Source organism: Pedobacter sp. PACM 27299 (assembly GCF_001412655.1).
Taxonomy (GTDB): Bacteria; Bacteroidota; Bacteroidia; order Sphingobacteriales; family Sphingobacteriaceae; genus Pedobacter.
In genome coordinates, this window is the sequence record NZ_CP012996.1 from 4,983,262 (window position 1) to 5,008,699 (window position 25,438).

General features: G+C 40.4%; 20 protein-coding genes. 2 read left to right on the forward strand and 18 right to left on the reverse strand.

Going from position 1 to position 25,438, the window contains the following annotated elements; genetic code table 11:
* Window position 1: 1 nt before the first annotated feature.
* From AQ505_RS20990 to AQ505_RS21020, 7 genes are all read right to left on the reverse strand, one after another.
* Complete coding sequence (locus tag AQ505_RS20990) at window positions 2–943, reverse strand: MBL fold metallo-hydrolase RNA specificity domain-containing protein (RefSeq protein WP_062549987.1); 942 nt, start codon at window positions 941–943, stop codon at window positions 2–4.
* Window positions 943–1,539, reverse strand: a complete 597-nt coding sequence (coaE, locus tag AQ505_RS20995; protein WP_062549988.1) for a dephospho-CoA kinase — start codon at window positions 1,537–1,539, stop codon at window positions 943–945. Before coaE ends, AQ505_RS20990 begins: the two co-directional genes overlap by 1 nt.
* Entirely contained in the window at window positions 1,539–2,486 is a 948-nt protein-coding gene (locus AQ505_RS21000) for a YbbR-like domain-containing protein (protein ID WP_062549989.1), read from the reverse strand. Before AQ505_RS21000 ends, coaE begins: the two co-directional genes overlap by 1 nt.
* Before the next feature lie 81 nt (window positions 2,487–2,567).
* Window positions 2,568–2,912 (reverse strand): preprotein translocase subunit YajC, encoded by a 345-nt coding sequence (gene yajC, locus AQ505_RS21005; protein ID WP_062549990.1) that lies wholly within the window; start codon window positions 2,910–2,912, stop codon window positions 2,568–2,570.
* 28 nt (window positions 2,913–2,940) lie between these two features.
* Window positions 2,941–3,396, reverse strand: a complete 456-nt coding sequence (locus AQ505_RS21010; protein WP_062549991.1) for a DUF1573 domain-containing protein — start codon at window positions 3,394–3,396, stop codon at window positions 2,941–2,943.
* Between the two features lie 5 nt (window positions 3,397–3,401).
* Window positions 3,402–4,295 (reverse strand): transcription antitermination factor NusB, encoded by an 894-nt coding sequence (gene nusB / locus AQ505_RS21015; RefSeq protein ID WP_231634951.1) that lies wholly within the window; start codon window positions 4,293–4,295, stop codon window positions 3,402–3,404.
* Window positions 4,296–4,406: 111 nt separating this feature from the next.
* On the reverse strand, window positions 4,407–5,495 hold the full coding sequence (locus tag AQ505_RS21020) for a Glu/Leu/Phe/Val family dehydrogenase (RefSeq protein ID WP_062549993.1): 1,089 nt from the start codon (window positions 5,493–5,495) through the stop codon (window positions 4,407–4,409).
* A 112-nt stretch (window positions 5,496–5,607) separates the two neighbouring features.
* On the opposite strand from AQ505_RS21020, the gene AQ505_RS21025 reads away from it, so the two are divergent.
* Both AQ505_RS21025 and AQ505_RS21030 read left to right on the forward strand, forming a co-directional pair.
* Complete coding sequence (locus AQ505_RS21025; RefSeq protein WP_062549994.1) at window positions 5,608–7,407, forward strand: ABC transporter ATP-binding protein; 1,800 nt, start codon at window positions 5,608–5,610, stop codon at window positions 7,405–7,407.
* A gap of 139 nt (window positions 7,408–7,546) precedes the next feature.
* On the forward strand, window positions 7,547–7,873 hold the full coding sequence (locus AQ505_RS21030) for a DUF3276 family protein (protein WP_062549995.1): 327 nt from the start codon (window positions 7,547–7,549) through the stop codon (window positions 7,871–7,873).
* Between the two features lie 191 nt (window positions 7,874–8,064).
* On the opposite strand, the gene AQ505_RS21035 is transcribed toward AQ505_RS21030, so the two are convergent.
* The 11 genes from AQ505_RS21035 to AQ505_RS21085 all read right to left on the reverse strand — a co-directional run bounded on the left by AQ505_RS21035 (window position 8,065) and on the right by AQ505_RS21085 (window position 25,303).
* Window positions 8,065–9,192, reverse strand: a complete 1,128-nt coding sequence (locus AQ505_RS21035) for a TlpA disulfide reductase family protein (protein WP_062549996.1) — start codon at window positions 9,190–9,192, stop codon at window positions 8,065–8,067.
* A 36-nt stretch (window positions 9,193–9,228) separates the two neighbouring features.
* Complete coding sequence (locus tag AQ505_RS21040; RefSeq protein ID WP_197286248.1) at window positions 9,229–10,449, reverse strand: thioredoxin family protein; 1,221 nt, start codon at window positions 10,447–10,449, stop codon at window positions 9,229–9,231.
* A gap of 103 nt (window positions 10,450–10,552) precedes the next feature.
* On the reverse strand, window positions 10,553–12,001 hold the full coding sequence (locus AQ505_RS21045) for a RagB/SusD family nutrient uptake outer membrane protein (RefSeq protein WP_062549998.1): 1,449 nt from the start codon (window positions 11,999–12,001) through the stop codon (window positions 10,553–10,555).
* An 18-nt stretch (window positions 12,002–12,019) separates the two neighbouring features.
* Window positions 12,020–15,580: a SusC/RagA family TonB-linked outer membrane protein gene (locus tag AQ505_RS21050; protein ID WP_197286249.1), complete on the reverse strand. Its 3,561-nt coding sequence runs from the start codon at window positions 15,578–15,580 to the stop codon at window positions 12,020–12,022.
* 369 nt (window positions 15,581–15,949) lie between these two features.
* Entirely contained in the window at window positions 15,950–17,164 is a 1,215-nt protein-coding gene (locus tag AQ505_RS21055; RefSeq protein ID WP_062550000.1) for a FecR family protein, read from the reverse strand.
* A 119-nt stretch (window positions 17,165–17,283) separates the two neighbouring features.
* Window positions 17,284–17,859, reverse strand: coding sequence for an RNA polymerase sigma factor (locus AQ505_RS21060; protein WP_062550001.1), 576 nt, complete (start codon window positions 17,857–17,859; stop codon window positions 17,284–17,286).
* Window positions 17,860–18,162: 303 nt separating this feature from the next.
* Complete coding sequence (locus AQ505_RS21065; protein WP_082461663.1) at window positions 18,163–21,105, reverse strand: outer membrane beta-barrel protein; 2,943 nt, start codon at window positions 21,103–21,105, stop codon at window positions 18,163–18,165.
* Between the two features lie 75 nt (window positions 21,106–21,180).
* Complete coding sequence (locus AQ505_RS21070) at window positions 21,181–22,053, reverse strand: hypothetical protein (RefSeq protein ID WP_062550002.1); 873 nt, start codon at window positions 22,051–22,053, stop codon at window positions 21,181–21,183.
* A 229-nt stretch (window positions 22,054–22,282) separates the two neighbouring features.
* Window positions 22,283–22,687: a hypothetical protein gene (locus AQ505_RS21075; RefSeq protein ID WP_157262501.1), complete on the reverse strand. Its 405-nt coding sequence runs from the start codon at window positions 22,685–22,687 to the stop codon at window positions 22,283–22,285.
* 263 nt (window positions 22,688–22,950) lie between these two features.
* Window positions 22,951–23,970: a cytochrome d ubiquinol oxidase subunit II gene (locus AQ505_RS21080; RefSeq protein ID WP_062550004.1), complete on the reverse strand. Its 1,020-nt coding sequence runs from the start codon at window positions 23,968–23,970 to the stop codon at window positions 22,951–22,953.
* Window positions 23,971–23,974: 4 nt separating this feature from the next.
* Complete coding sequence (locus AQ505_RS21085) at window positions 23,975–25,303, reverse strand: cytochrome ubiquinol oxidase subunit I (protein WP_062550005.1); 1,329 nt, start codon at window positions 25,301–25,303, stop codon at window positions 23,975–23,977.
* Between the last annotated feature and the right edge of the window lie 135 nt (window positions 25,304–25,438).

Sequence of the window (25,438 nt, forward strand, 5' to 3'; positions counted from 1 at the left end):
ATTATGTAAGCAATTTAACGACCAAACTATTTGCAAAATGTTCCTTCAGCTGCTTTCCATCGCCATGATTGGTCCAAACCTCTGTAGGTTTTACCTGATCTATGGTGTAAATGATGTCGTTCCAGTCTGCATGATCAGACACATACAGTTGAATTTCACTATTGTTTTGCAAGTGCTTCCAACCCGTAGCGAATACTCTAATTACATTTATAGCTCTAAAATAGCTCCTAAACACCATTGGAGGAACCATATACACCATATTGGTTGGTGTATTCTTCATCACCTTACGATCGTACATTTCATATTTTCCCATATTTATTCCATTCTGCTCATAAATTTTCACAAAAGGCATCATACTGTGGTGTACCAGTATCCTTTTTTCCGGACAATGGTCATTCATCAGACTAATCAATCGCTGGCATTTACCTAAGGCATAAGCGCCTAGCATAATGTTACTCTGCGTTCCATTCAGTTTCAAAATTTCCTCTTCAGCTGCTGGGTGACGGGTATTTGGATCAGCAAAAGTCGTCTCTGTGATGAGCACGTCTGCGGGTACAAACTCAATGGGCTCACAAGTCTTGTCCGGCTGCAATTTATAATCACCGGTATATAAGTATTTAATGCCTTGATACTCCATTAAAATCATTGCCGAGCCCAGAATATGTCCGGCAGGAATAAAGCTGATTTTCACGCCATTCAGCGTAAAATCTTCATGATAACCTTTTAAATGAAACTCACCTCCGGCAAATTTCTTATAACGGTGTTTCATAAACAATGAGGTCGTTTCCGTACAATAAACATGGAGGTTACCTCCGATGGCGTGGTCTCCATGGGCATGGGAGATCACCGCGTCTTTCACTATTTCCTTTGGATCCAGATAAAAATCACCATATCTACAAAATAAACCAGTTTTTGTAGCAACTATAAAATCATCTAATATCATTAAGGGTTTGTATTTAAGAATTGATGATGTAAAGCCATCACTTGTGTAATTAAAGAATCTGTTTCATTATTGTGGACCAGCATATCCGCCATTGTAGCTTTCTCTTCGTCAGAGAGCTGTTTATCCATACGTGCCCTCACTTGTTCCTCAGTTACTCCATCGCGCTGCATGACGCGCTGTAATCTGGTTGCTAAGGGTGCAACCACCAGCACATTAAGGTCGCAAAGCTGATACGAGCCGCTTTCAAAAAGCAAGGCCGCTTCTTTGAGGATATAGGGTACATTCGATGAAATCTGAGTAGCCCAGGTTTCAAAAGCCCGAAATACGGCCGGATGCACCAATTGGTTGAGCTTTTCCAATTCTGCTGCCTGATTAAAGACAATCCCGGCGATGTGTTTATTGTTCAATACCCCCTCAGGTGTATAACTTTCTACTCCAAAAGTATCTTTTACCCCTTGAATCAGGATGGGGTCAGTAACCATAATTTGTTTGGCTACGGTATCCGCATAAAATACCGGAATGCCCAAGGTTTCAAACACCCGGCATACCGTAGTTTTTCCACTTCCAATCCCACCTGTTATCCCTATTTTTAACATTATCTTTCTATAATAAAATCAACTTTAGCAGGTTTAATCTGCACTAGTTTACAATAATCAGGGAAGCGATTCAACCTAACGGTTAACTCATTGTGCTGAAAAACCTTCCATTCATTCATATCTACTACCGCCTCTATGAACTCTTCATTGATCTGACTGTACTTAGACAGTGCGACCATTAAAGTCACCTTCACCTTTTTAGGATAGAGTTTTACATTGTAATACTCTTTGTTGTTGATCACCTTTAAAGGCACTTCTATCACTTTTTCTGTAAACTCATCCACCGGTAATTTCACGTCTACACTGGTTGGAAAGATGTTTACATTTTTCATCTTATTCTGCACCATTGCTACCCTGGCGACCGTAGAACTCTGGATATCCTCCAACTTCAAAGTATCGGTATTCCATTCCTTAATCTTAACAATATCTTCTTCCGGACCGGAGATGGTCACATAATCCGGATTTACTTTTATGGCATTCGATAAGCCATACTGTGGTACAAATTGAAGGTTGGAAACCAGTTTCACAGGAACTCTTTTTACCCTCCTTTCAGAGAAGTCAAAATACAGCGTATCTGGTTTTACAGAAATGATCTTTTGAGAAGATTCCAGCTGACGGTTCACATTGAACAGCTGCTCAGAAAACAGCACATAATTCCTATTGTTTAATTGTTCCAGGTTAATGGAAATCGACTGTGGTTTGATCCTCAATCGGGCAAACAACAGCTGCCATCCCGTTCCTTCCACCTGTAAATCAACCGTATCTGATTGCAGCGGATGAAAGGCCTTCTTTTGAGGAAAGTTCTTATAGTCGAGTACCGTTTTGGCCGTATAAACATATTTATTGTTCAATGCCATGAACAACCATGCCGCAACAGCCAGGAACAGACAGGTGACCAGCGCCAGAAAACGCTTTTGCTCTACTTTTGTGAGTTTGATGATGGGCATATAGACAAAGTAATCAAATATACTGAAATGCAAAAGCCGCACCAAACAAGGATGCGGCTTTTACCAGTATAGCTGTAAAACCTATGCTTTTGGAGCTTCAGTTTTTGCAAGGTCAACTTTAGGAGCTGCAGCTTTCGTTGCATCTAAAGAGACCGAAGTTTTATCAAAACGGATTTTAGTACCACTTTCTACTTCAATAACGAAAGTAGTGTCGTTCATATCTACAATTTTACCGTGAATACCGGCAGTAGTTACAATTTTATCGCCTTTTTTCAACTCTTCAACCAGTTTTTTATGGTCTTTAGCTTTTTTAACCTGAGGTCTGATCATAAAAAAATAGAATACCACCATGATTAAAACCATTGGTACCAGAGTACCTAGCATGTTGCTACCACCTGTTGCTTGTAAGATTACTGTTGACATCATAATTATATATAAGATTTTTTATTAATACTTATTTAGTTTCTTTAATTTCTCCTGTTAAATGAAGTTCTGCAACGGCTGGATTTGCATTTGAAGTCACTGTAATGACTTTATCCTGCATTCCAAATTTACCCGCACTGTCGAACACTACTTTAATACTGCCTGTTGCACCAGGAAGAATTGGCTCTTTAGGTGGCTCAGGAATAGTACAACCACAAGTTGCGGTTGCATTACTAATGATTAAAGGGCTTTTACCCGTGTTTTTAAACTTATATTCGTAATGAACTTTTTCTCCCGGAGCTATCTTACCGAAATTATAGTTTTCATTTTCAAAAGTCATCACTGCGGCATCAGCTGCGGCTACCGGATCGGTACCTTCAGCAAGGGAAGTTGTCCCTGCTTCAGTGCTTGCACCAGCAGTTTTAGTTGTGTTTTGGCAGGAAGCAAATGTCATCGCTGCAATTGCAATTAACAAGATTCGTTTCATATTCTTTATTCTTCGATTAATCCGCGGCCCAATTTATGGATGCTATCCGTTCTTTTCAGGTCGCCTAAAATTTTGTCCAAGATACCGTTAATAAACGAATTACTTTTCGGAGTACTGTAATCTTTTGATAGATCAAGATATTCGTTAATCGTTACTTTAACAGGAATAGACGGGAAATTCAACAATTCACAGATTGCCATTTTCATCAGAATGGTATCCATTAATGCAATCCTTTCCGACTCCCAGTTTTTGGTGCGTTCGGCAATAAGTTCCTGGTATTCTTTGTTATTTTTAAGGGTATAAATGAAAAGATCTTCTACGAATTTCTTATCTTCTTCCCAGTCCTGACTGATTGGCGTCAGTTTGTTTTTGCGTGGATCTTCTGAAGTGAAGTTTTTTAAAGTTTTCGCAACCATTCCCTGCATCACTTCTTTATCTACAGACCAGTTGATGAATTTATCCTCAAAAGCCTGAATGATATTATGGCTTTTTAAAATGATCTTTCTAAAGATAAATTTGATGATTACTTTGGATTCTTCTAAGCTATTGTCCTCATCTGCAAGATAAGCGATATACTCAGGAGTAACTTTCAAGGCATTGAAGATACCTTTTACAAATTCAGGATCAGACATCCAGTTGATCTGATATTTGTTGACGTTGTCCTTAAAGTCCGGGTTTTCTTTTAGTGTAACCGCAAACTTATTGTGGAGCAGTTTCATGTTAGGGTTCAGATCCTCTGGTGTAGGCAAATGTTTATTTGACCTTTCAATAGCGTCGATGCTAGTGTATTCTGTAACTTCAACAAGTAGTGATAGCATCCAGATGTACATCTCGTACACGCTGTCAATACTTTCCAATAAAGCTTTCTTTGAGGAAGCTAAATCTCTCTTGTCTGTCATCTGCCATGCAAAAATGTTTTGCAAAGCTTTAATTCTTAAGTGCCTTCTGTTTAACATGAATGTGTAAGAACGAGTGGTAAATTACCGGTGATTTAATTTGTGATTTGTGTATTAAAATGATGATTTTATTTTCTTGATATCGATGATTCTTTGTTCAGCAATGTGATTGGCAGCCAGGATAGTTGAAATCTTATCCTTCTTAGACATCCTGATCACATCGCGGGTGGCATTGTAGATATTCTCCGTCAGCTGAATGGTTCGTTTCTTACCGTAACCTGTCAATTCAGAGTAACAGCTGATCAAACCGCCGGCATTGATCAGGTAATCTGGTGCAAATAAGATCCCTTTTTCTAATAATAGCTGCCCATGTACCAGTTCATCTGCCAACTGATTGTTTGCAGAACCCGCAATAATGGCGAACTTCATTTTAGGGATGGTTTTATCATTTACCGTAGCTCCTAAGGCACATGGCGCATAGATATCTGCGTCTATTCCAAATATCTTGTCGGCCGCAATAGGCTTGGCTTTATAAGTACGTGCAACATGCTGCAAACGTTCTTCGTTGATGTCACTGATGTAAACTTCTACATTTTCAGCTCTTAATAGAGCTACCAGGTGTTCCCCTACCTTACCAATTCCTTGCACTACTACTGAACGTCCTGCCAGCATATCTGTTCCAAACACCTCTTTTACGCAGGCTTTAATGCCTAAAAACACACCTTTTGCCGTGTGTGGTGCTGGATCACCTGCTCCACCCAAAGATTCTGGAACGCCGGTTACATGCTCGGTTTCCATACGGATATACTCCATATCTTTAGTGGTGGTTCCTAAATCTTCTGCTGTGATGAATTCTCCATTCATGTTTTTGATAAATCTGCCGTAGCTGCGCATCATGGCTTCTGATTTTCCTTTTCTGGAATCACCAATAATTACTGCTTTACCACCGCCAATATTTAATCCGGTGATCGCTGCTTTATAGGTCATACCTCTGGATAATCTGAGTACATCCTCCAATGCTTCCGCTTCTGAAACATAGCTCCACATCCTTGTTCCGCCTAAAGCAGGACCTAATGTAGTATCATGAACAGCGATAATGGCTTTGAGGCCGGTATCGGGATCATTGCAAAAAACGACCTTTTTATGCCCTGCGGCGCTTAACTGATCTAAAACTGAATTCACAAGAGAACTATTATCAGGCATATAATTTTGTTTATCAGATATGTCGCAAAACTAGCATAAAAAAACATTATTTACACAGTTTTAACCAAAGTCTTTAAAAAAATTACCTTCATTTGGCTAACTTTGCTTACTCATGAAACACCTCAGATTTTTAAACAAATACTTCTATAAATATAAATGGTGGATTATTCCGGGGGTGTTTTTCGTGGTCATCTCGAATATCTTCGCAGTGATCCCGGCACAAGTGATCGGCCATGCCTTCAATTTAATTACTGAAAACATACAGATCTATGGCTTATTTGAAGGTTTCGAACGCCGAAGCATCATCTATGATATCTTTAGTCAGAGTCTCTTTTACTTTGGACTTTTAGTACTTGTACTTTATCTGCTGAGAGGGATATTCCTCTTTTTCATGCGTCAAACCATTATTCTGATGTCCAGACATATTGAGTACGACATGAAGAACGAGATCTATGCCCATTACCAAGAATTGAGTCTGGGTTTTTACCGCCGCAACAATACCGGCGATTTGATGAACCGTGCGACTGAAGATGTAAACCGGGTTCGTATGTATGTAGGGCCTGCCATCATGTATGCCATCAATACAGGTGTATTGTTCATATTGATCATTTATGCCATGTTCTCGGTCAATGGTACGCTGGCAATTTTCTCGCTGCTTCCCCTTCCGGTACTGGTGGTGATCATTTATTTTGTCAATACCATTATCAATAAAAGAAGTGAGGAAATTCAGGAACAGCTTTCCCGACTGAGCAGTTTTGTGCAGGAAAGGTTTTCGGGGATCCGAGTGATCAAGTCTTATGTGCGTGAAGACCATACTAAAGCAGTCTTTGCAGCAGAAAGCCAGGGTTATAAAAATAATGCCATGGGATTAGTAAAGGTTCAGGCTTTATTTTATCCGACTATGCTCCTGCTTGTTGGCTTGAGTACCATCTTAACCGTTTATATCGGCGGTAAACAAGTCATCGAAGGTGCCATTACTCCAGGAAATATAGCGGAATTTATTGTGTATGTAAACCAGCTTACTTTTCCAGTATCTATGCTGGGCTGGGTCACCACACTGATTCAACGTGCCTCGGCTTCTCAAAAAAGGATCAATGAGTTTCTTCATTTGAAGCCAGAGATTGTTTCCGGCGATGCAGACATCTTGCCGGTGAACGGAAATATCCGTTTTGAAAATGTGAGCTTTACTTATCCGGATACCGGAATTCAAGCTTTAAAAAACATCAGCTTTGAGATTGAGCAGGGCCAGTTTGTAGCCATCATTGGCCGTACAGGCTCTGGGAAGTCCACCCTAGCGAACTTAATGATGCGCATGTACGATGTGGACGAAGGGAAATTGATGATGGATGGTGTGGCGATTGATACGCTTAACCTACAGCATTACAGAAGTCAGTTTGGCTTTGTTCCACAGGAAGTCTTTTTGTTTTCGGATACAATCAGAAACAACATCGCCTTTGGCCTGGACGTAGTCGATCAAGACGCAGTGATACAGGCATCTAAAAATGCTGCTGTATATCATAACATCATCAATTTTGAGCACAAATTTGAAACCATGCTTGGCGAACGGGGCATTACCCTTTCCGGCGGACAAAAACAGCGGGTATCTATCGCCCGTGCTTTAATTAAAGAGCCGAAAGTCTTAATTTTCGACGATTGTCTTTCCGCAGTCGACACCCGCACAGAAGAAGAAATCCTCAACAACCTGGGCAGGGTGATGAAAGGAAAGACCAGTATTCTGATTGCGCATCGGATATCCACTATAAAGAATGCCAATAAAATCCTGGTTTTAGACGATGGGAAGATTATTGAACAAGGTACACACGCCGAATTGTTGCAAATTAATGGCAATTACGCTGAAATGTATCAAAATCAATTGTTAGAAGAGGAAACAAACAGCAGCTCTGCCATATAAGCATCCCCTTAAAGGGGTAGTATGGGATTTTGCATCAGAAATAAGCAAAAGAAAGTCCTTTTGTGTAATTTTCTATTTTGAAGTTTAATAATTATTCCTTTATATTTACCCGAACCAAAAACCAAGATTATTACCAACCATGGGAGAATTTGACAACAAAGAGAGAGAAGAGGTTTTTTCGAAGAAAGTAAGGGCCGGTAAGAGAACGTACTTTTTTGACGTAAAAGCGACAAGATCAGGGGACTATTACCTAACTTTAACTGAGAGTAAGAAAAGACTAGAAGACGGCGTGTTTGTAAAGCATAAAATCTTCTTATATAAAGAGGATTTTGAGAAGTTTGCAGAAGGATTAAATGAAACTGTTGAGTATATCAAAAACCACCAGGATGTAGTTGAAAAACGTTACGAATACTCCGAGAACCACGAAGGTGTAGCCAATAAAAGTAACGACGATTTTCCTTACTAATATCATACAAAAGTAATTCAAAGTCCCTCATCAACCAGGGGCTTTTTTTTATGCCTAAAAATCCTGCTGATACGAAACCACCTTCTCCCCTCCTTCCTGTAATCGAGTTCCAGCTCTTTAAATAAAAAAGGCTCATTGAACTGGTGGAATGAAACAGTTCAATAAGCCTTTTTCAGCAGCTATTATAGCTGTTATTTTAAAAGTTCAGCCAGCTTATCATGAAGCGCTTTGCCTCTAAGGTCTTTCGCTACGATTATACCTTTAGCATCTACCAGAACAGAATGAGGGATCCCTCTAACTGCATATAATTTCACCATTGGGCTCTGCCAGTATTGAAGGTCAGAAATCTGGTACCAGGTTAATTTATCGTCGGCAATAGCTTTCTTCCATGCAGCAGCTGCAGTTGGCTTATCCAGTGAAACGCCAAGTACGTTTAACCCTTTATCATGAAATTTTTCATAAGCAGCTACCAGGTTTGGATTTTCCTGTCTGCATGGGCCGCACCAGGACGCCCAGAAATCAATCAGTGTATATTTACCTTTAGCCACGACCTCATTTAAAGAAAGTGTCGTTCCTTCTGCTGTCTGCGCACTGAAATCTGGTGCTTTAACCCCTATCCCTACTTTTATTAAGGCATCTAAACGTTCTTTTAACTTTAGGCCATAAGTGCTGTTTTTTACAGCTGCGGCTAATACATTATAAACTGGTAAGGTGGTTGATGGCTCAACATCTCCATTTAAGATCAGATAGGCCGTATAATAAGATTGCGGATTGTTCTTAATGAACTCAGCCGTTACTTTTCCCTGTTCAACTTCTATCTCATCAAACTTCTGACTTACAGCTGCCATTTTCTCCTCATTGCTGGCTTTTTTCGCATCGCCATATTCTTTGTTCAAAGCCCTCATCGTACTGGTTAGAGGAGCCACTGCTGACAAATATTTCAAATGATCTGCATGTGCTGGCGATCCAGTGATGATCAATTGAGAAAGATCATCCGCATTCCCTTTTAAGGTCATGATGGAATTGTCTAAAAATGCATTGTATCTGATGCGTTTGTCCGTTACCCGAATGCTGAAAAACTCAGCACTATTTTTTACACTTCCTTTCAACACAAACTTCCCTCCTTTTATGGTTTGCGAAAGGGTATCTGAAGTATTCTGATCTGTACTGCGGATGAATAAGATTTTTTCTCCGTCTTTTACGCCCGACAGTTCACCTTTTACAGTAAAACTTTTTGCCTGCTGTGCATTTGCACCTGCTACATTCAACAAGGTAACCAAGCCTAGCGACAAAGTTGAAATCTTTAATAAGTTATTCATTTTCTATGTTTACGTTTTAGGTGTGCTATTATTTTATTATAACAATTCGATCTTACCCAGCAGCTCCTGCGCAAGTTTCTGAATTTTCGAAGTTTCTGCATCGGCAAGGGCTCTTGATTTCCTTGCAGCGATCAATCCCTCCTCTTTCTTTTTAAGGGTTAAGCATACTTTAGCGAAAGTGCTGACAACAGCATACTCTTCCGGCTCTAAGGATGCCGCGCGTTTTGCCATCTTATAAGCTTGTTTCAGCACTTTAGGATTGGCTGCATCTTTTCCTTTTGAACGCTCCTTACCATAGGAAACATTTTTAGAATCTGCTCTTCTAGCTAAAAAGCTTAATCTTTCTGCATCATCTTTCAAATCACCTTTCAGCGCTGCTTCGGTTATTCTGATGTATTCTGAAGTCCTGCTGTTGTCCAGGTAGAAATCTGCTTCCAGCATAATTCCCTGCTTTCTGCGGTCAATTCTATCAGCGTTTTTAAAATAAGAAAGGTGGTCCATAAAAGCCTTTTCATTCTTACTGTACAGGTAACCATACATGGTACTGGTGATCAAACGGTCTTTCAGCTTTTCTCTTTCTTCTTCCGTGGCAAAAGCAGTGTAAGCCATTTGATTGGCCATGAAATGGCCACCTAAACGGTCGCTTTCTGTTCTCGCCAGGGCTTTAATTGCTTTCCAACCTAGAGCTGAATTTAACTCCTTTAAGGTGATGCGTTCCGAAATATCTTTTCCGATCAGTTCTGCTTTATTTCGGTCTGTTTTCTGTACTGCCAAAAAGTAATCCAGTAAAAAAGGGATGTCCCTTTGTCCAGATTCATACTTCTGACTTAGGAAAGAAAAGTTTCTTTTCGGATCTGCGGCCATCTTTCCCTCTTCCAGGAATTCGGCAACTGTCATTTTTGAAGCTGTTCTATGGATCACTTCCCCTTTATCATTTACAAAAAGAAAGGTCGGGAAGGACTGCACGTTATATTTTTTACGAAGCTCAATTCCTTCTCCTTTTTCCATATCAATCTTAGCATTGATGAAATGAGTATTAAAGAAGTTAGCTACTGAAGCATCATTAAATACGTTTTTGTCCATCCATTTGCAGGGTGCACACCAGGAAGTATAGCAATCGATAAAGATCAGCTTGCCTTCGTCAGCGGATTTAGCGGTAGTACCAGCCCAGGTTGTGGTTTGGTTAAATTTGATTTCTTCCTGTGCTTTGATGCCAGTAGCGATCAGCAGGAATATAAATAGATTGAGGTATTTCATATATTCTGTTTTATAAGGGGACTCAAAAGCCCAGATTTTGATCATTAAGCTGTTGCCGCTATTTAAACAGGCAGCAACAGCTTACGAAGGCAATACATTTTTTTTAACGATCCAACACTGGAATGGAAGGATTTAGCGCCAATACTTTAGGTGGGATTGGCAGCACATAACGTTTATCATTGGCCGGCAGGGTAAATGTTTGTGTTCCGAAAAAATGGCTGACAGATTTGGCGAAACGCGGATCCTTATTGAGACGTTTCAAATCTATCAAGCGTGTGATTCCCTGGAAAGGCATTTCTCTTCTTCTTTCCTCCAGCACAAGAACCAGGACTTCCTCTTTCGTAGCCGCTGTCAATGGTTTATTGCCAACGATACGTGCATCTCTCAGGGTGTTCAGGTGCTGCAAAGCGACCCCCATATCTCCAACTCTGGCTTCTGCTTCCGCAGCGATCAACATCAATTCTCCTGAACTGAAAGCCATGTTAAATTCAATGTAAGGCGCCCAGAGTGATCTTCCAGGAAACCTGGTGAGATTCCCTCCCAATTGTGCAGAATCGGTACAGAAGAAAAGATTTAAACGTTTGTCGATCCCCCCTGCAGGTAAGTCTTTAGCGTAAGTGTTTAATAAATCTTTGCTGGCGTATAATTCTCCAAACACCGCACCAGAACTTGAAGCTGTTTGGCGTGCCCAAACGGTTTCGATGCTCTTATCGACAGGAGGAAAAAACACATCCTTATTACTTGACAGAATTACTCTTCCATAGGTCAGCCCTAGTTTGGTGGTATAATCCTGGTATTTGATCAAATTACGATTCACCTTCAAAGCCTCATTGGCATTTTGCAGTGCTTCTGAGTATTTGCTCATCACCAGGTAAACCTTACTTAACAACGCATTCGCTGCTGCTTTTGTAGGACGAAATTTATGATCTGCAATCGTGCTCAGGTTAGGTTCTGCTGCTGCCAAATCATTCAAAATCTGTGCATAGACTTCAGCCACCGTATTTCTGGTATAACTTTTCGTTACATCTTCTACCAATACCAAAGGAACACCAAGATCGGTAGCGGCAGTTGCGGCATCGTATTGAACGGAATAACCATTGACTAAATTAAAATACTCAAAAGCTCTTCCAACAAGCGCTTCTGCTTTTAACTGTCTTTTTTGAGCAGGCACACCATCGGGAACATTTTCTATATTATTGATAACCGTATTGTAAGTAAAGATTTTCGAATAAGCGGCCTCATAAAAGCTATCGTCATTTCCCGATTCTAAAATAGCACCAGGGGCAAAACTATATAGGTTCCGTTTTAATAGGGTATACAAAGTATAATCTGTAGCACTATTGACATCTTTCTCTGTTCCAACCTGTGCATCATCTGTCAGGTAATTTGGATAACCCGAGGAACTTCTATTCAGGCTGCTATTATTTAATAACTTTTTATAATCTTCAAAAAACTCAGGAATGGTGTATCCTTTTGGCTTAATATCCAGATAATCTTTACATCCGGTAAAAATCCCTGCAGCAAGCAATAAAGCAATAAATATCTTTTTCATTTGTATATAGGTTATGGATTAAAAATTAACAGAAAGACCGAATGTATAGGTTGCTGGAATATAAGCACCTCTTGATGGAGGCGGTTTAATTGCAGGTTTTGCTACTTCACTGGTACTATTTACTGGGATCAAACTAGGACCGCTCCAAACTTCAGGATCCAGGTTTTGTTTATTTGCAGACCATCTCCATGCGTTTTGTACCTGGAAGCTCAAGCGTAATTTTTGGATAAAATTCTGCTTCAGGAATGCATTAGCCAGAGAATAGCTGATCGTAACATCCCTTAATTTGATATAATCTGCTCTTTGAACATTTTGGTCTGCTGCTGTCCAGAGCTGTGTAATCACATCTGAAGCATTGGAGTAAAAAGCAGGAGCAATTCCTGGAATGTTTTCATCCCCAGGTTTTTTCCAATAATTTAAGGCCAGTCTATCCATGTTCGCAGTGTAGTTCAATTCCGGCAACCTGGTTAGGTATGGACTGATCACATCACGCATTTTATTTCCACCATAGTAAATGAACATGAAAAACAGGTCAAAATTCTTATAGCTGATTGTATTCATCAATGAAGCCGAAAAAGGTGGCGTAACTGTACCTTGATAAACGAGATCGTCCATGATCAGGTCAGTGGTTTTGCTCACCTCCCTACCATCTTTAGTCCATGCAACTGGTCTGCCTGCAGCATCTAATCCCTTATAACGAATGCCATATATCGCCCCCATTGGCTTACCTACCCTCATGTTTTTATTTGGATCTTCTACATAACTGTAAATTGTATTGTCGGCATTTTCAATTTTGGTCACCACATTTTGATTGTAATTGAAGTTCATCGAGGTCGTCCAGCTAAAATCAGTGGTCGACAGGTTCTTGCTGCTGAAAGCAACATCAATTCCACGATTGCGCATGCTGCCATAATTCATAAAGATTTTATCCCAGCCAAGAGTTGGATCCAGATTTCTTTCCCCTAATAGATCACTTGTATTCTTATTGTAAAGGTCTATACTTCCAGAAAACTTACCTTTCAACAAGCTATAGTCCATACCAAAATTGGTCACCTTGGTTTTCTCCCATCTTAAGCCAGAATTAGGTGGACTGTCCACATACGCCTGCGCTTCATTGTTCATTGGGTTAGGGCTGGCATAGTCTTTCATGATCAGATATGGGCCTCCTTTTTTTGAGATGTTACCATTGATACCATAAGTGGCGCGAATGGCCAAACGGTCAAGCCAGTCGTTGTCATTTTCAGAAAGCACGTACAATAATCCGGTAGACCAAAGTGGCTTATATTGATATTTAGGATTGGTACCAAACAAATTCGATTGGTCCATGCGGATACTTGCTGTTGCGGTTAGCTTACGATCAAACGTATAGGATCCGTTACCATAGAAAGAAACAAAGCGGTCTTCTTTGTTGAAGATTCCCTCCTCTTTATTTTTGGAATAAAAGAAACTGTTACTCAGTGATTGCACCCCAACCTGCTGTTTACCTAAAGCAACTTCATCCAGTAAACCGTAAGAAAGGCTATTGTCATTGTATCCATATCTGTATGCTCTGGTACTTGTGGCTAGCATGCTGCGTTGTTCAGCACCTGCAATAAAATCAATGCGGTGTTGCTCTCCGAACAATTTGTTGTAATTCACCTGGGCGCGTAAAGTATGTGAATTGATATCTGCTCTGGTTTCATCGATTTGTCCGCCATTAGGAATCAGAAACTCTCTGGAACCATCAGATTTAATTCTGGTGGCATCATTGATCATCGTTTTTACCTCATAGGCATTTTTGCTCAGGTATTGCTTGATATAATTATCCGTCCTTTCTTTCTGATAAAGGAGATTCAAGGAAAGACCATCTGCCAATTGCATTGTCGCATTAAAATTAAGATTCAGGTAATTGCTGTTGTTCTTATAATGTTTACTGCTCATATAATTTACTGGCGCATAATTTTCATCTTGTAAACCCAGTGCATTTAAACGGTCAATCTCAAATTGTGATTTTGAATTGTACCAGTTTACCGGATTTCCGTTATTGTCTCTTAGCATATAGTAAGAGGCTTTACCGTTATTCAATTGGTTAAAACCGATCACGCCATTGTCGTAATCTTCCTTTAAGGAGCTGCTCAATACCCCTACATTTACTTTCAGCCATTTTGTAAAATTGAAAGTATTGTTCAGGTTAAAGCCTACCCGGCTATTGCTTTGTTCGCGCTCATAGGGATTGTTGTTCATGTAATTTCCACTCAGGTTATAAGTATAGAAATCTGAACCACCAGAAAGCGATAGGTTATGCTGCTGTACCAAGGCTGTTTTACGCATAAATTCGTCTACGACCTGGTCATATCTATCGTTATTTCTGTAGAAGTCCAGGGATGATTGTAATTGCGCTTCATCTGCAGCATCCCATTTACCATTTACCTTCTGTTTTTGTCGGGCATCATACAGCAGTCGGTAGACGTCGTTCATAGATTTACGCGGATCGATCGCTTCGTAAGAACCTGACCGGTAGCTGAACATTTCTCTTTGAAAATCCACCAGCTCTGAGCTGCTCATTTTATTCGCATAATCCGGATTAGGGAGCGGCGTAAATTTAGCTGTTCCATTATATGCAATCCTCACTGGTCCTTTTACCCCTTTACGCAGGGTAATCACAATCACCCCATTTGCAGAGCGTGCGCCGTAAATAGAAGCTGCGGTAGCATCCTTCAGCACGTTTACCGATTCCACATCAGCAGGATTAATTGATTGAACATCCCCTTCAAAAGGTGCTCCATCCACTACGATAAGTGGTTTCATCTCTGCATTCAAGGTAGAAACACCACGAATCTGATATTTAGTTTTCCCTTCAGAACTATAACTGGTAAAACCGGCAGCCATCCCTTCAATTCTATCCAGAATATTGGTTTGCATTTTACCTTTCAGGTCTTTATCTGCATTGATGGTGACAATAGAACCTGCTGCACGTTCCTTAGGAATGTCCTGGTAGCCGGTAGAGACAATCGAAATCTCCGATAGCAGCCCAGGATTTACCTCTAAAGTAACGGTAAGCGGACTGCCCTGACTTACTGGCACTTCTTTTTCTTTATAGCCGATAAAAGAGACGATCAGAATTGCTTTTTCGTCTACAGCATGAAGTTCAAACTCTCCATTCCCATTGGTAATGGCATTTTTCTTGGTATCCTTCACCTGAATGGTTGCTCCGGGCAGGGGCAGTCGGTTTTCGTCCAGTACTTTTCCTTTGACCTCTACGAATTTGAAGGTGCTTTTGAGCTGATCCAATACTGTGAAATCCTTCTTCTTGATGACTACCGTATTTTCGATGATTTTAAAGCTCAGGTCCTGTCCCTGGAAGCAAGCATCCAATGCCTGTTCCAATTGTACATTCTCCAGGTTCAAGCTCAGCTTTTTTGCGCTTTTGATCAGGTCGCTGTTGTACAGAAAAGTGTAATTAGTTTGTTTTTTGATGGATAAGAGTACTTGTTCTAAACTGGCATTCTTTTCCCGCAGGGTAACCCTCTGACCAAAGGTACTCGCCGCAGCCTGTACCAGCGTCATAGTGATCAGGATAGCGATCAAATTAATCCGCATTATAATTTGTTTTCTGGTGAAGGTATTCATGCTGGAAAACCTTGCATAAATAACCTGAAATGGTTTAAAATATGGCAAAGGGCGAGCCCTGTCCATACCCTTTGAAGTATTAAATAAATACATACATTTGTAAGGTTTGGTTAAAAATAGTTAGGTCTATTGCTACGTTTTTTTCGTCCCGATCAGCATCGGGACAAACAGAAAGAAATGATTAACCGGACACTGATCCCGAGTATCAATCAGGATCTTCGACCGGGGAAGTGCTTCAACACTTTCCCGGTTATATGTGGGTTAATAGTTATCTTTTCCTACTCTTGGGCTGGTAATTGTTTCTTCATCTTTTTTAGTTTATGGTTTATGATTTGTTGATTATAGCGATACCAGAATCTTACTCCTGGCATTGGTTTGCTTTTCTATTTTAAACTTGACATTCAGGTACCTCAGCATCTCCAAAAATGCAGTAGCATCGACCTGTCTGCTTACTTCTCCGGTAATTAAAAGCGGAGGAATATTGCCTTCATACACGACATCAACATTATACCAGCGCGAAGCCTGGCGCATAATGGTCTTTAAATCGGTATTGTTGAAACGGAAGTAACCGTTTTTCCAACTCATCACCTCTTCCACATCTACTTTAGCCGATAACAATTGACCATCGCGATCTGTAGCTTGCTCTCCTGGTTTGAGCATCACTGTATTTTTGTGGCCAGTTACGCTTATGCTTCCTTCCATCAACGTGGTCTTCAAGCCAGGCTCCTCTTTATAGGCGTTGATATTGAAATGGGTACCCAAAACTTCTACCTGCTGTTTTTCAGTTTGCACGATAAAAGGAACCCTTTCTGATTTACCCTTTTTAAATTGTTTGGCGACTTCAAAATAAGCCTCTCCTTTTAGTTCTACTTTTCGTTCGCTCATCTGATCGAAAGTCAAAGGAAACCTTAAGGAAGAAGCTGCATTAAGCCATACCTTGGTGCCGTCTGGCAGCACCACCTGATATTGGCCACCATTAGGGGTACTAATTGTGTTGTAAATATTGGGTTTATTGACGTTGGAGAGATGGTATACCAGCTGTCCATCTTTAGTTTTAGCGATGCTGATACCCGACTCAGTAGCGAGCGTGCCTTTTTTAGCCTCTAATAAAGAAATTTTTCTGCCATCATCGAGTGTGAGTACGGCATTGTTTCCTCCTGCAGGGATTTGCTGTATAGCGGCTTGTACCAGCAAGTTTTCGTCTTCCCTGGCGGATTTAGAATTGTAGAATAATAATCCGGCAGTTAATGCGATTGCAACCCCTGCAGCTGCAGCAATTGAAGGCCATAAAAGAAGACGTTTTGGTTTTTCTGGCTGAGCTTTTTCCTGCGGGGCATGTTCCCGCTGAGCTTTTTCTTCCTCTAGCTGTAATCTTCCCCACACCTCCTCTAAATCCTCAGTCCGCTCCTTTTCCGTTAAATCAAAATCAGGCATTTGATCATCCCTGTCTGCGGTTCTGTTCAAGTGCCATTGCGCCAATAGCGCCTGCTCTTCTTCCGTACATTCACCGGAAAGATATTTGATCAATAACTCTTTTGCGTCTAGTTTTGCCATAATGCGAAGGAATGCTGTTTCTCCTTATCAAAACAACAGACAGGCAACCTGACCTTAGGGGGTAAATAAAAATGAAAAAAATAAGATGAGATTCTAACAATTAGAAATCAGCATCACTCCTAGGGAGAAATAAGAAATAAAAACACCACGAGTCCGAGTTTTACCCTTAAAATCTTTAGTGCATGCTGCACATGTTTCCTTACGGTCTGTTCGGAAAGCATCAGCTGTTCAGCAATTTCTTTATGACTCAACTGCTCTTTCCTGCTCAGCTCAAAAACTGCCCTCATTTTAGCTGGTAAGGCCGCAATCTCTTTTTCAATCAATAAGGTCATTTGCTTTTCCCGAACCAGGTGATCTGCTGCTGCCTGCTCTTCATCGATAAAAGCTTGCAGGGAATTCAAATATTGGGAGGCTACTTTTTGATGGGAAATGACATTAAAAATCCGGTTACGAACCGCAGTATACAGATATGCAGATAAATTATCAGGAAAGGACAGGCTTTCTCTTTTCGTCCATAACGCGGCAAAAAGTTCATGAATAATATCTTTGGCTTCCTCGCGGTCCTGCATCCATTTATAGGCATGGGTATGCAATAACCATTTATATCTGTTGTAAATTTCTGTGAATGCAGCCCTATCCCCAGACCTCAACAATTCGGCAAGTTCATTGTCCGATATTGTTTCATAATTCAGCATTTCATTGTATCCCCCGGACGAATATAAGAATTATCAATAAATACCACGCCCTATAGCGATTGAGTTATTGATAGATGATAAAACAGAAAGCCTCTGAATCATAGGATCGAAAATAAATCTTCGACCTTATGATTCAGAGGCTTTTACAAAATTTCTTATTTCGTGTCTGCTCTTCCTTTCTTCCCTTTTCTTTTCTGCTCCTCCCTTTCTACTCCCAACAAAATCAATGTCTGTGAAAAGGCCTAGGAAGGTTTACCCTCTTCGGGGAAATTTTCCAGCCTTCGAACAGACATTGATTTTGTCTTACATGAAGCTTCCATCCCCTCTTCTCATCACTCCTCTTCCATTTCTCCCTGTCGCACCGGACCATTTCTGCAATCTCATGGTCAGCTTCACCATAAAATACCTACTCAGGGCGTTAGATTTTGTATCGACAATATCGGTACCATCAATCTGCTGTGTGACAAAGTTATTTTGGTTAAGTACATCAAATGCCTGAACGGTTACTTTTCCTCTACGGTCAAAAAATTCCTTTTCTGCATACATATTGATTACAAAAGGGTTGGAAGTGATGTTAGAGCTGATACCTCTTACATAGTTTTTGCTGGCGCTATAGCCAAATAAGTAGCTATCCCATAAATACACCCTTCCATCTACATTTAGGGCTAGGGTATTGGTATTCGTATTGGCAGCAGTGATCACACTGTTAGTCGAACGCGTATTGGTATAAGAAACATTCGGATTAATCTCGAACCATTCAGTCGGGTTGATCCTTGGTCCAAAACGTTCCATCATCGTTTGCACATTAGCCACATTTAGTACCCCATTCGACATAGACAAACGGTGATCATAACTATAGGAACCACTTAAAGCGAGATTATATTTTCTATCATTTAATTGTTTGTTCACAGAATAGTTGGCATTAATACGATACACGCCATTGGTGTTTAAATACCTGGTTTCATTGATCGTATTGGTCCCACCTTTAGGGAGTTCTGTTCTGATCTGCACGACATTTCTGATCACCGCATTGTCTGTAGTTGAGGCATTCACATTCAGGGAATAATTCAACTTTGAGTTGGCGATATAATTATTGTAATTGGCATTCAGGGTATGAGTAAAAGAGGCCAAAAGATCGGGGTTACCGATCACGGGGCTCTGTGGATTCGTCACATCTCTAACTGGCTGAATCTGATCAAATGAAGGTTCAACTGCATTTCCTGAATAGTTGATTTGGACTTTATGCTGTCTGGACCACATATATTCAAAGCGTGCAATTGGGATCAGGTTAAAGCTATTTCTATGTGTACTGGTTCCTAAGCTCGCCTTCGTTCCTGATAAAACAGCAGGTACGCCGGTTAATCCTACGGAGAACCTCACTTTAGACATCCTATCCAGGCCGTAGCGATAATTTAATGCAATTCGTCCCTGAGTAAATGAATAATCGTAAATATTACTCAAGGAATCGATCACGGCAAGTGCACCATTCTCACCAATATTTCTGGTCGTGGCTGTATTGTCGTAACCATTATAATTCAATTGGGCATTAAATTCCAATTGCGTATTGAGCGTCAAAGGCTCCACGTAAGTCAGACTACCTCTATAATTCTTCTGCAAATTCTTACGTTCCACAATCCGATTCACCAGGGAGTCGTAGGGTAGAATTAAAGGATCTTTATTGTAAAAGGTATACTTACCATCTTGTATCTGCTCTGAATCCTGGTTATTATTATTCAGATCCACCTGCATGGAAACATTTCTTCTTGGTTTTTTGAATATATGCTGATAGAATACAGAGGCACCGATCTGCGGTCTTGTATTTTTTGTTAAATTCCTGATAAACTCATCTCTGTTGTTGTACCCTCTCTGAAAAACAGTATCCAAACGGGTACTTGTTGTTGAATTGGTTCTGAAAGTAGGGATCACTCTTAGAAAGTTGCTGCTATCAAGGTCAGCTTCTATTTCTAATCTAAAATTATGACTTTGAGTCAGGTTATCAGACATCCTTCTCGACCGCTCATTTGTCAAATTGTCGACCACCCCTTTTTGTACATTTGTATCAATCACTGCATATCTTTTCGCTGTACTTTCAGTGATGGAATTCACATCTGAGGAATTGAAGCCATAATTCAGGTTCACTGCAATCTTCTTACTTACTTTATCACGGTAGCTCACTGAACCATTACCGATCTGAGTGGTTCCCCCACTTGCGCCACCGCTGCTGCCGGAACTACCAGAATTGTTTCCACTGTTTCCTCCGCGGCCACCGCCACCGCCAGTATTGCTACTTCCACCGTTATCACCGCTGGAAGCCACACCATTTATCGTGTTATTGAAGCTTCCATTCACACCGATAATTTGATTTCCATTAATTCTCGTTCCGAAAACTCCGCTTTCAAATCTTTTATTACTTCCTGCGGCCAGGTTTGCATTGACCATATTTCCTACAGATTTATCTGTTCGGGTGGTGATGTTTAAAATCTTTTCCGCGTCGCCGTCTTTTACGCCGGTTCTTGCCGCCTGATCTCCATAATCGTCAACAATTTGTATTTTATCAACGATTTCTGCAGGAAGATTTTTAATTGCATTCGCGATATCTCCTCCTAAATATTCTTTACCATTCAGTTTAGCTTTTGTGATTGACTGTCCCTGGTGAACTAATGTTCCATCGGTTCCCACTTCCATGCCTTCCATCTTCTTCAGTAATTCATCAACGGAGGCATTCTTCCTGACGATATAATCGCTGGCTTTATACTCTACGGTATCTGTTTTATAAGTAATTGATGGCGTACCACTGATCACGACTTCATTCAGGAGATTTTTTTCCTCTTTTAGCGTAATTGGATCCATTACAATTCTCGGAATCGCATCATTCTGCTTATAACGAACAGGTTTAGTAGGCGCATATCCAATGCTTTGAACCATCAGCGTATAAGTAGCAGATTTTACATTTTTGAAGACAAAAATACCATCTGAATTTGTACTGGTTTTCAACGTATCCTTAGCCGAAGTCAGGGTTACGGTAGCGCCAATTACCCCCAGATCCGTAGAGTCTTTTACAATTCCACTGATTTCCCTTGTAGGAAGCGGTGGTGGTGCGGTTTCTTTACCTTGGTTTTGGGCAAATCCGTATGCTGAACTGAAAATGAAACCTAATAACAGTAATGTTCTTTTTAATAGCCCAGAATGCCGGGTACGCTGAAATTGCTGCAGTCGGGGGACTGTAACCGAGTAGAAATGGTTCATGAGTTTGTATGGTTGGTTTGTGTGTGTCTATGTGTAAACTGGGACCCGGCTACTGGTTCCTTTTTTTAGGCCAGATTATTTCTTTGCTAAGGTATACTTGCCCCAAAAATCAGTTGGGCTGATCAGTGCCTGAAAGTCGAAGTTACCACCTCCGCCTCCACCACGAGGACCAAAATTACCACCGCCACCGCCTCTTGGACCGCCGCCGCCACCGCCATCAAATCCTGGCATCTGTAAGCCGTTCAGTTTAATATTGTAGGCAAATTCTGCAGCGCTGTCTTTAGAAAGCCCCAAAGCAGATAATGGAATAGCAATTTCATAAAATAAAGCATTGTCTTTGGTGATATTAGCAACTGCTTTAATCCCGTATTCATTATATATAGATATCAAGGTGTCCGTGGTGTTTTTAAAGCCATTGATTCTAATCTCTTTAACTTGTGCCAATTGCTTTTTCTGCATTTCGGCCATCATAGAATCTCTTTGTAACTTACTCACTTGCCCTCCAGCAGCCGAACCCATCACTGTGCCCATCATCATCGTTCTACGACCGCCAGGACCCTGACCGCCACCGCCACCAGTTCTCATGTTGGCTCTGTTCACGACAGGATAAGTTAAAGTAATGCTTTCTTTTTCTTTCTTTTTACCATCAGGATTGATAGAAAGTGTTATCCCACCAGCCAGGATTTTAGTATTATTGCTAGCCTCTGTAGATTTGATGGCAACATACAGGTTATTGTCGTCATTGGCCATCGTATAATAGATATTTGTTCTCTTATTTAGTGCCTGAAAACTATCATTCCATTCTGTATTTCTTCCATCCGCTCTTATTCCTGCCGGTGCATATACCCCATTTGTTTGTACATCTGGTAGTTTCTGAGCATATCCTGCTGAACTGATGGCCAGCAATAATAAGGAAGAAGGGATTAATTTGGAGAGTTTCATTTTCATAGTGGTTCAAATTAAAGAGATCGATATATTCTTTGATGTGTTTAGGACTTTAGAAATTGGTTTAGGTTTAATCTTTACACAAATTTTCTCTGTGTAAAGATTTTTGTTCTTCAGCCATTCTTCTTTACAGCCTCAGACCCGCTCCAAAATCAATGCGAATTAAACATAAAATATATACTGGATAAAATATCTACCTTAATTTGTTACATACAGAATTGTGAATCAAGAACTAACCTTCACAATTTTTGATTTCGATTTTAGCGATTCCCAGCCAATTTTCTGCCGAGACACCATCAGCACCCAGCAAAACCTTAGGATCATGACCTATATGGCCGCCAATTTCATGGATCATTTCCTTACTGATTGCTTTGTTATTAATCCGGACCGGTTCATCTAAAGTATCCGTACAAATTTCCAGATCATAGATGCCATCCACCATAGTTTTACAGATCATCAGGTCAATACCTTTCTCTTGAACCATTCGTTTTAATTCAGAAAAAGCATGGTTAACCTGTGCAGTACGATCCTCAGTGAAGCCCATTTTTAGTGCTCCATTAAATCCATCGCGACTATCTCTTGTTAAATTAAAGCCATTTACATCCGCTAACACGGATTCTATAATCAATCTGTCCATAATTTCCATTTTAAAGAATTCTCTCTATTTAAAAGCTAATAAACGGTCTAATTGTTTGATCAAAATTAAAAACAGCAGTTTTTTTGGTTTTATTTTATACCTTAAAAAAAAAATAAAAGCATGAACATACAAGGAGTAAAAGTAGGACTGTCAGAAATCATGATCATGTTGATGGGGCTCATCATTGTCTTTTTAATTATAAGGGCCTTTATTGTCAAGCCAAAAGGATAAAATGAATCCTCATTTTATCCATCGCAATTTGGTTAATGATCAGTCTCAACATTCGTTTTCTTTTGGAAAATATAGATGAGGTACACTAAGGCCGGCAAAATAAATATACTGCCGATCAATAAGGCATAACCTAAAGTCTCTATGGTTTTAGCCTGGCCCTGATGCGTCAACAAAGAAAGATTAGCACCATCTTTTAATAAAAGAATATCAGGAAAGTGGCTGTAGGTAGCGGCAAATAAAATCATGGTGACCTGGAAGCCTGCCAGCAGCCTTAACATAATAGGCTTATTTTGTCCCAATACAAAGAACATGACTACTAATGAAATACTGGCCGCAATGATAGCAATCAGTCCTGGGGTATCTCCAAAAATCCAGTGAATCAAAGGAATTTGCTCAAAGTAAGCCGCAAGGAACACCAATGCTCCACAAAACATCACGATAAAAATAATTCTTCTTGCTTTTCTAATAAAATGGTTCCTATCGTTTTCTTCTGTTGTTTGTCCAATGATAAAGATAGTGGCTAAAAAAGCACAGATACTAACAGTAAAAATGCCTACGGCAACAGAGAACCAGTTCAGCCAGCTGAATACATAGGCCGATAAGAAGTCATTTGCGTGTGGATCTATCCTTCCTGAAACAGCGCTCGCCGCGATTATCCCCAAAAAGAATGGGGTAATCAAGCTAGAATACACAAATATTGGCGTATAAACTTTCTGCATGTCATCTTCTACAGCATCATAATTCCTAAATACAAAAGCGGTACCTCTGGCGATGATGCCCAAAAGCATCCCCACCAGTGGGATATGAAGATATATAGATACAGTGGTATATATTTTAGGAAAGCCTACAAAAAGAATCACAACAGCAATGATCAGCCACATGTGATTGGCTTCCCAAATAGGGCCAATTGCTTTATACATCGTTTTTCGGGTCTTTTCCTTGTTTTTTTCCGAGGTAAACAGTTCAATGATACCAGCTCCAAAATCGGCACCACCCAATAAAATATAAAGTAAAATAGCGGTCCAGAGAAAAATAATCACAACGTATATCATAATATTAGCTTTTAGGAACTTCGGATGATGAATTGTACAATTTACCTACCATGGTAATCTGGCGGTACAATAACAAGCTCACGATAACTGCCAGAGAGATGTATACCGCAGTAAAAAGATAAAAAGAATAGGCAATTCCGGGCATAGGCGTAACTGCATCAGCAGTACGCATCACCCCATGAATAATCCAAGGCTGTCGGCCAACCTCAGTGACTGTCCAGCCGGCTTCTAAAGCAATAAATCCCATTGGTGTGGCCAGGACAAATAACTTAAGCAGCCAATTACTTCTAAGCCAGCTTTTTTTCTTCCATAAGGCAAGGAAATATAAGAATGCTATGCCCACCATCGCCATGCCTAAGCCCACCATAATCTGAAAGGCATAGTGTGTCACTGCAACCGGAGGCTGATCTTCTTTCGGAATGCTATCCAGACCTTTTACCTCTCCATTAAAATCGCCGGTAGTCATAAAACTAAGTAAACCAGGAATTCTGATCGCATAATCAACTGTTTTTCTAGCGGTATCAGGAATACCACCAATGATCAATGGGGCATTTCTTTCCGTATGAAAATGGGCTTCCATTGCGGCTAATTTTGCCGGCTGACGTTTGGCCACGTCTTTTGCAGATATATCTCCACTTAAGGGCTGTAAACAGGCGAAGACAGTAGCAAATATTGCAGCAATTCTAAAGGCCATACTATGAAAAGCTACATTTTTACCTTTCAGAATCATCAGTGCATGGACTCCTGCAACAGCAAAACCGGTAGACACGAATGCGGCTACCGTCATGTGTAAGGCCTGAGAAAACCAGGCGTCATTAAACATCGCTTTAACCGGATCTATATTTAAGTACTGTCCGTCTATATAATCAAATCCTGCAGGGCTGTTCATCCAGGCATTTGCGGCTACCACCAGAATTCCTGATAGCAAACCACTAATCCCTACCACTACCCCTGTTGCCCAATGAAACCATGGATGGAGTCTGTTCCAGCCATAGAGATAAAAACCTAGGGCAATTGCTTCAATAAAAAATGCCGTTCCCTCTAAGGAGAAAGGCATTCCAAATATTGGGCCGGCATGTTCCATAAATTTTGGCCAGAGCAGGCCTAGTTCAAAAGACAAAACCGTTCCGGAAACTGCTCCGGTAGCAAAGAAAATCGCTACACCGGCACTCCATGCTTTTGTGACATCCCGATAAACTGTTTTCTTGGTTTTAAGCCAGTAAAAATGTGCCAGTGACATGAAAAATGGCATGACCATTCCGATACAAGCAAATACAATGTGAAAGCCTAAGGAAAAGGCCATCTGAAGGCGGGCAGCTAAAAAATCGTCCATATTAAATTTAAAATAAACGGTAATGGATAAAAGAAATCTTTGCCCGCTAAGGTACTGCTTAATGCGCGCAGAACATATTTTTCATGGATTAATTAAACATTTCCAGGTAAAAAATCAAAGGGTTAAACTCTTCAA

Coding starts and splice junctions, on each gene's coding strand:
- AQ505_RS21020 (WP_062549993.1), bottom strand. CDS start 5,495: ATGCCTGATAATAGTTCTCTTGTGAATTCAGTTTTAGATCAGTTAAGC.
- AQ505_RS21030 (WP_062549995.1), top strand. CDS start 7,547: ATGGGAGAATTTGACAACAAAGAGAGAGAAGAGGTTTTTTCGAAGAAA.
- AQ505_RS21070 (WP_062550002.1), bottom strand. CDS start 22,053: ATGAAAATGAAACTCTCCAAATTAATCCCTTCTTCCTTATTATTGCTG.
- AQ505_RS20990 (WP_062549987.1), bottom strand. CDS start 943: ATGATATTAGATGATTTTATAGTTGCTACAAAAACTGGTTTATTTTGT.
- AQ505_RS21035 (WP_062549996.1), bottom strand. CDS start 9,192: ATGAATAACTTATTAAAGATTTCAACTTTGTCGCTAGGCTTGGTTACC.
- AQ505_RS21025 (WP_062549994.1), top strand. CDS start 5,608: ATGAAACACCTCAGATTTTTAAACAAATACTTCTATAAATATAAATGG.
- yajC (WP_062549990.1), bottom strand. CDS start 2,912: ATGATGTCAACAGTAATCTTACAAGCAACAGGTGGTAGCAACATGCTA.
- AQ505_RS21055 (WP_062550000.1), bottom strand. CDS start 17,164: ATGGCAAAACTAGACGCAAAAGAGTTATTGATCAAATATCTTTCCGGT.
- AQ505_RS21010 (WP_062549991.1), bottom strand. CDS start 3,396: ATGAAACGAATCTTGTTAATTGCAATTGCAGCGATGACATTTGCTTCC.
- AQ505_RS21000 (WP_062549989.1), bottom strand. CDS start 2,486: ATGCCCATCATCAAACTCACAAAAGTAGAGCAAAAGCGTTTTCTGGCG.
- AQ505_RS21040 (WP_197286248.1), bottom strand. CDS start 10,449: ATGAAATACCTCAATCTATTTATATTCCTGCTGATCGCTACTGGCATC.
- AQ505_RS21075 (WP_157262501.1), bottom strand. CDS start 22,687: ATGGACAGATTGATTATAGAATCCGTGTTAGCGGATGTAAATGGCTTT.
- AQ505_RS21045 (WP_062549998.1), bottom strand. CDS start 12,001: ATGAAAAAGATATTTATTGCTTTATTGCTTGCTGCAGGGATTTTTACC.
- AQ505_RS21085 (WP_062550005.1), bottom strand. CDS start 25,303: ATGGACGATTTTTTAGCTGCCCGCCTTCAGATGGCCTTTTCCTTAGGC.
- nusB (WP_231634951.1), bottom strand. CDS start 4,295: ATGACAGACAAGAGAGATTTAGCTTCCTCAAAGAAAGCTTTATTGGAA.
- coaE (WP_062549988.1), bottom strand. CDS start 1,539: ATGTTAAAAATAGGGATAACAGGTGGGATTGGAAGTGGAAAAACTACG.
- AQ505_RS21065 (WP_082461663.1), bottom strand. CDS start 21,105: ATGAACCATTTCTACTCGGTTACAGTCCCCCGACTGCAGCAATTTCAG.
- AQ505_RS21080 (WP_062550004.1), bottom strand. CDS start 23,970: ATGATATACGTTGTGATTATTTTTCTCTGGACCGCTATTTTACTTTAT.
- AQ505_RS21050 (WP_197286249.1), bottom strand. CDS start 15,580: ATGCGGATTAATTTGATCGCTATCCTGATCACTATGACGCTGGTACAG.
- AQ505_RS21060 (WP_062550001.1), bottom strand. CDS start 17,859: ATGCTGAATTATGAAACAATATCGGACAATGAACTTGCCGAATTGTTG.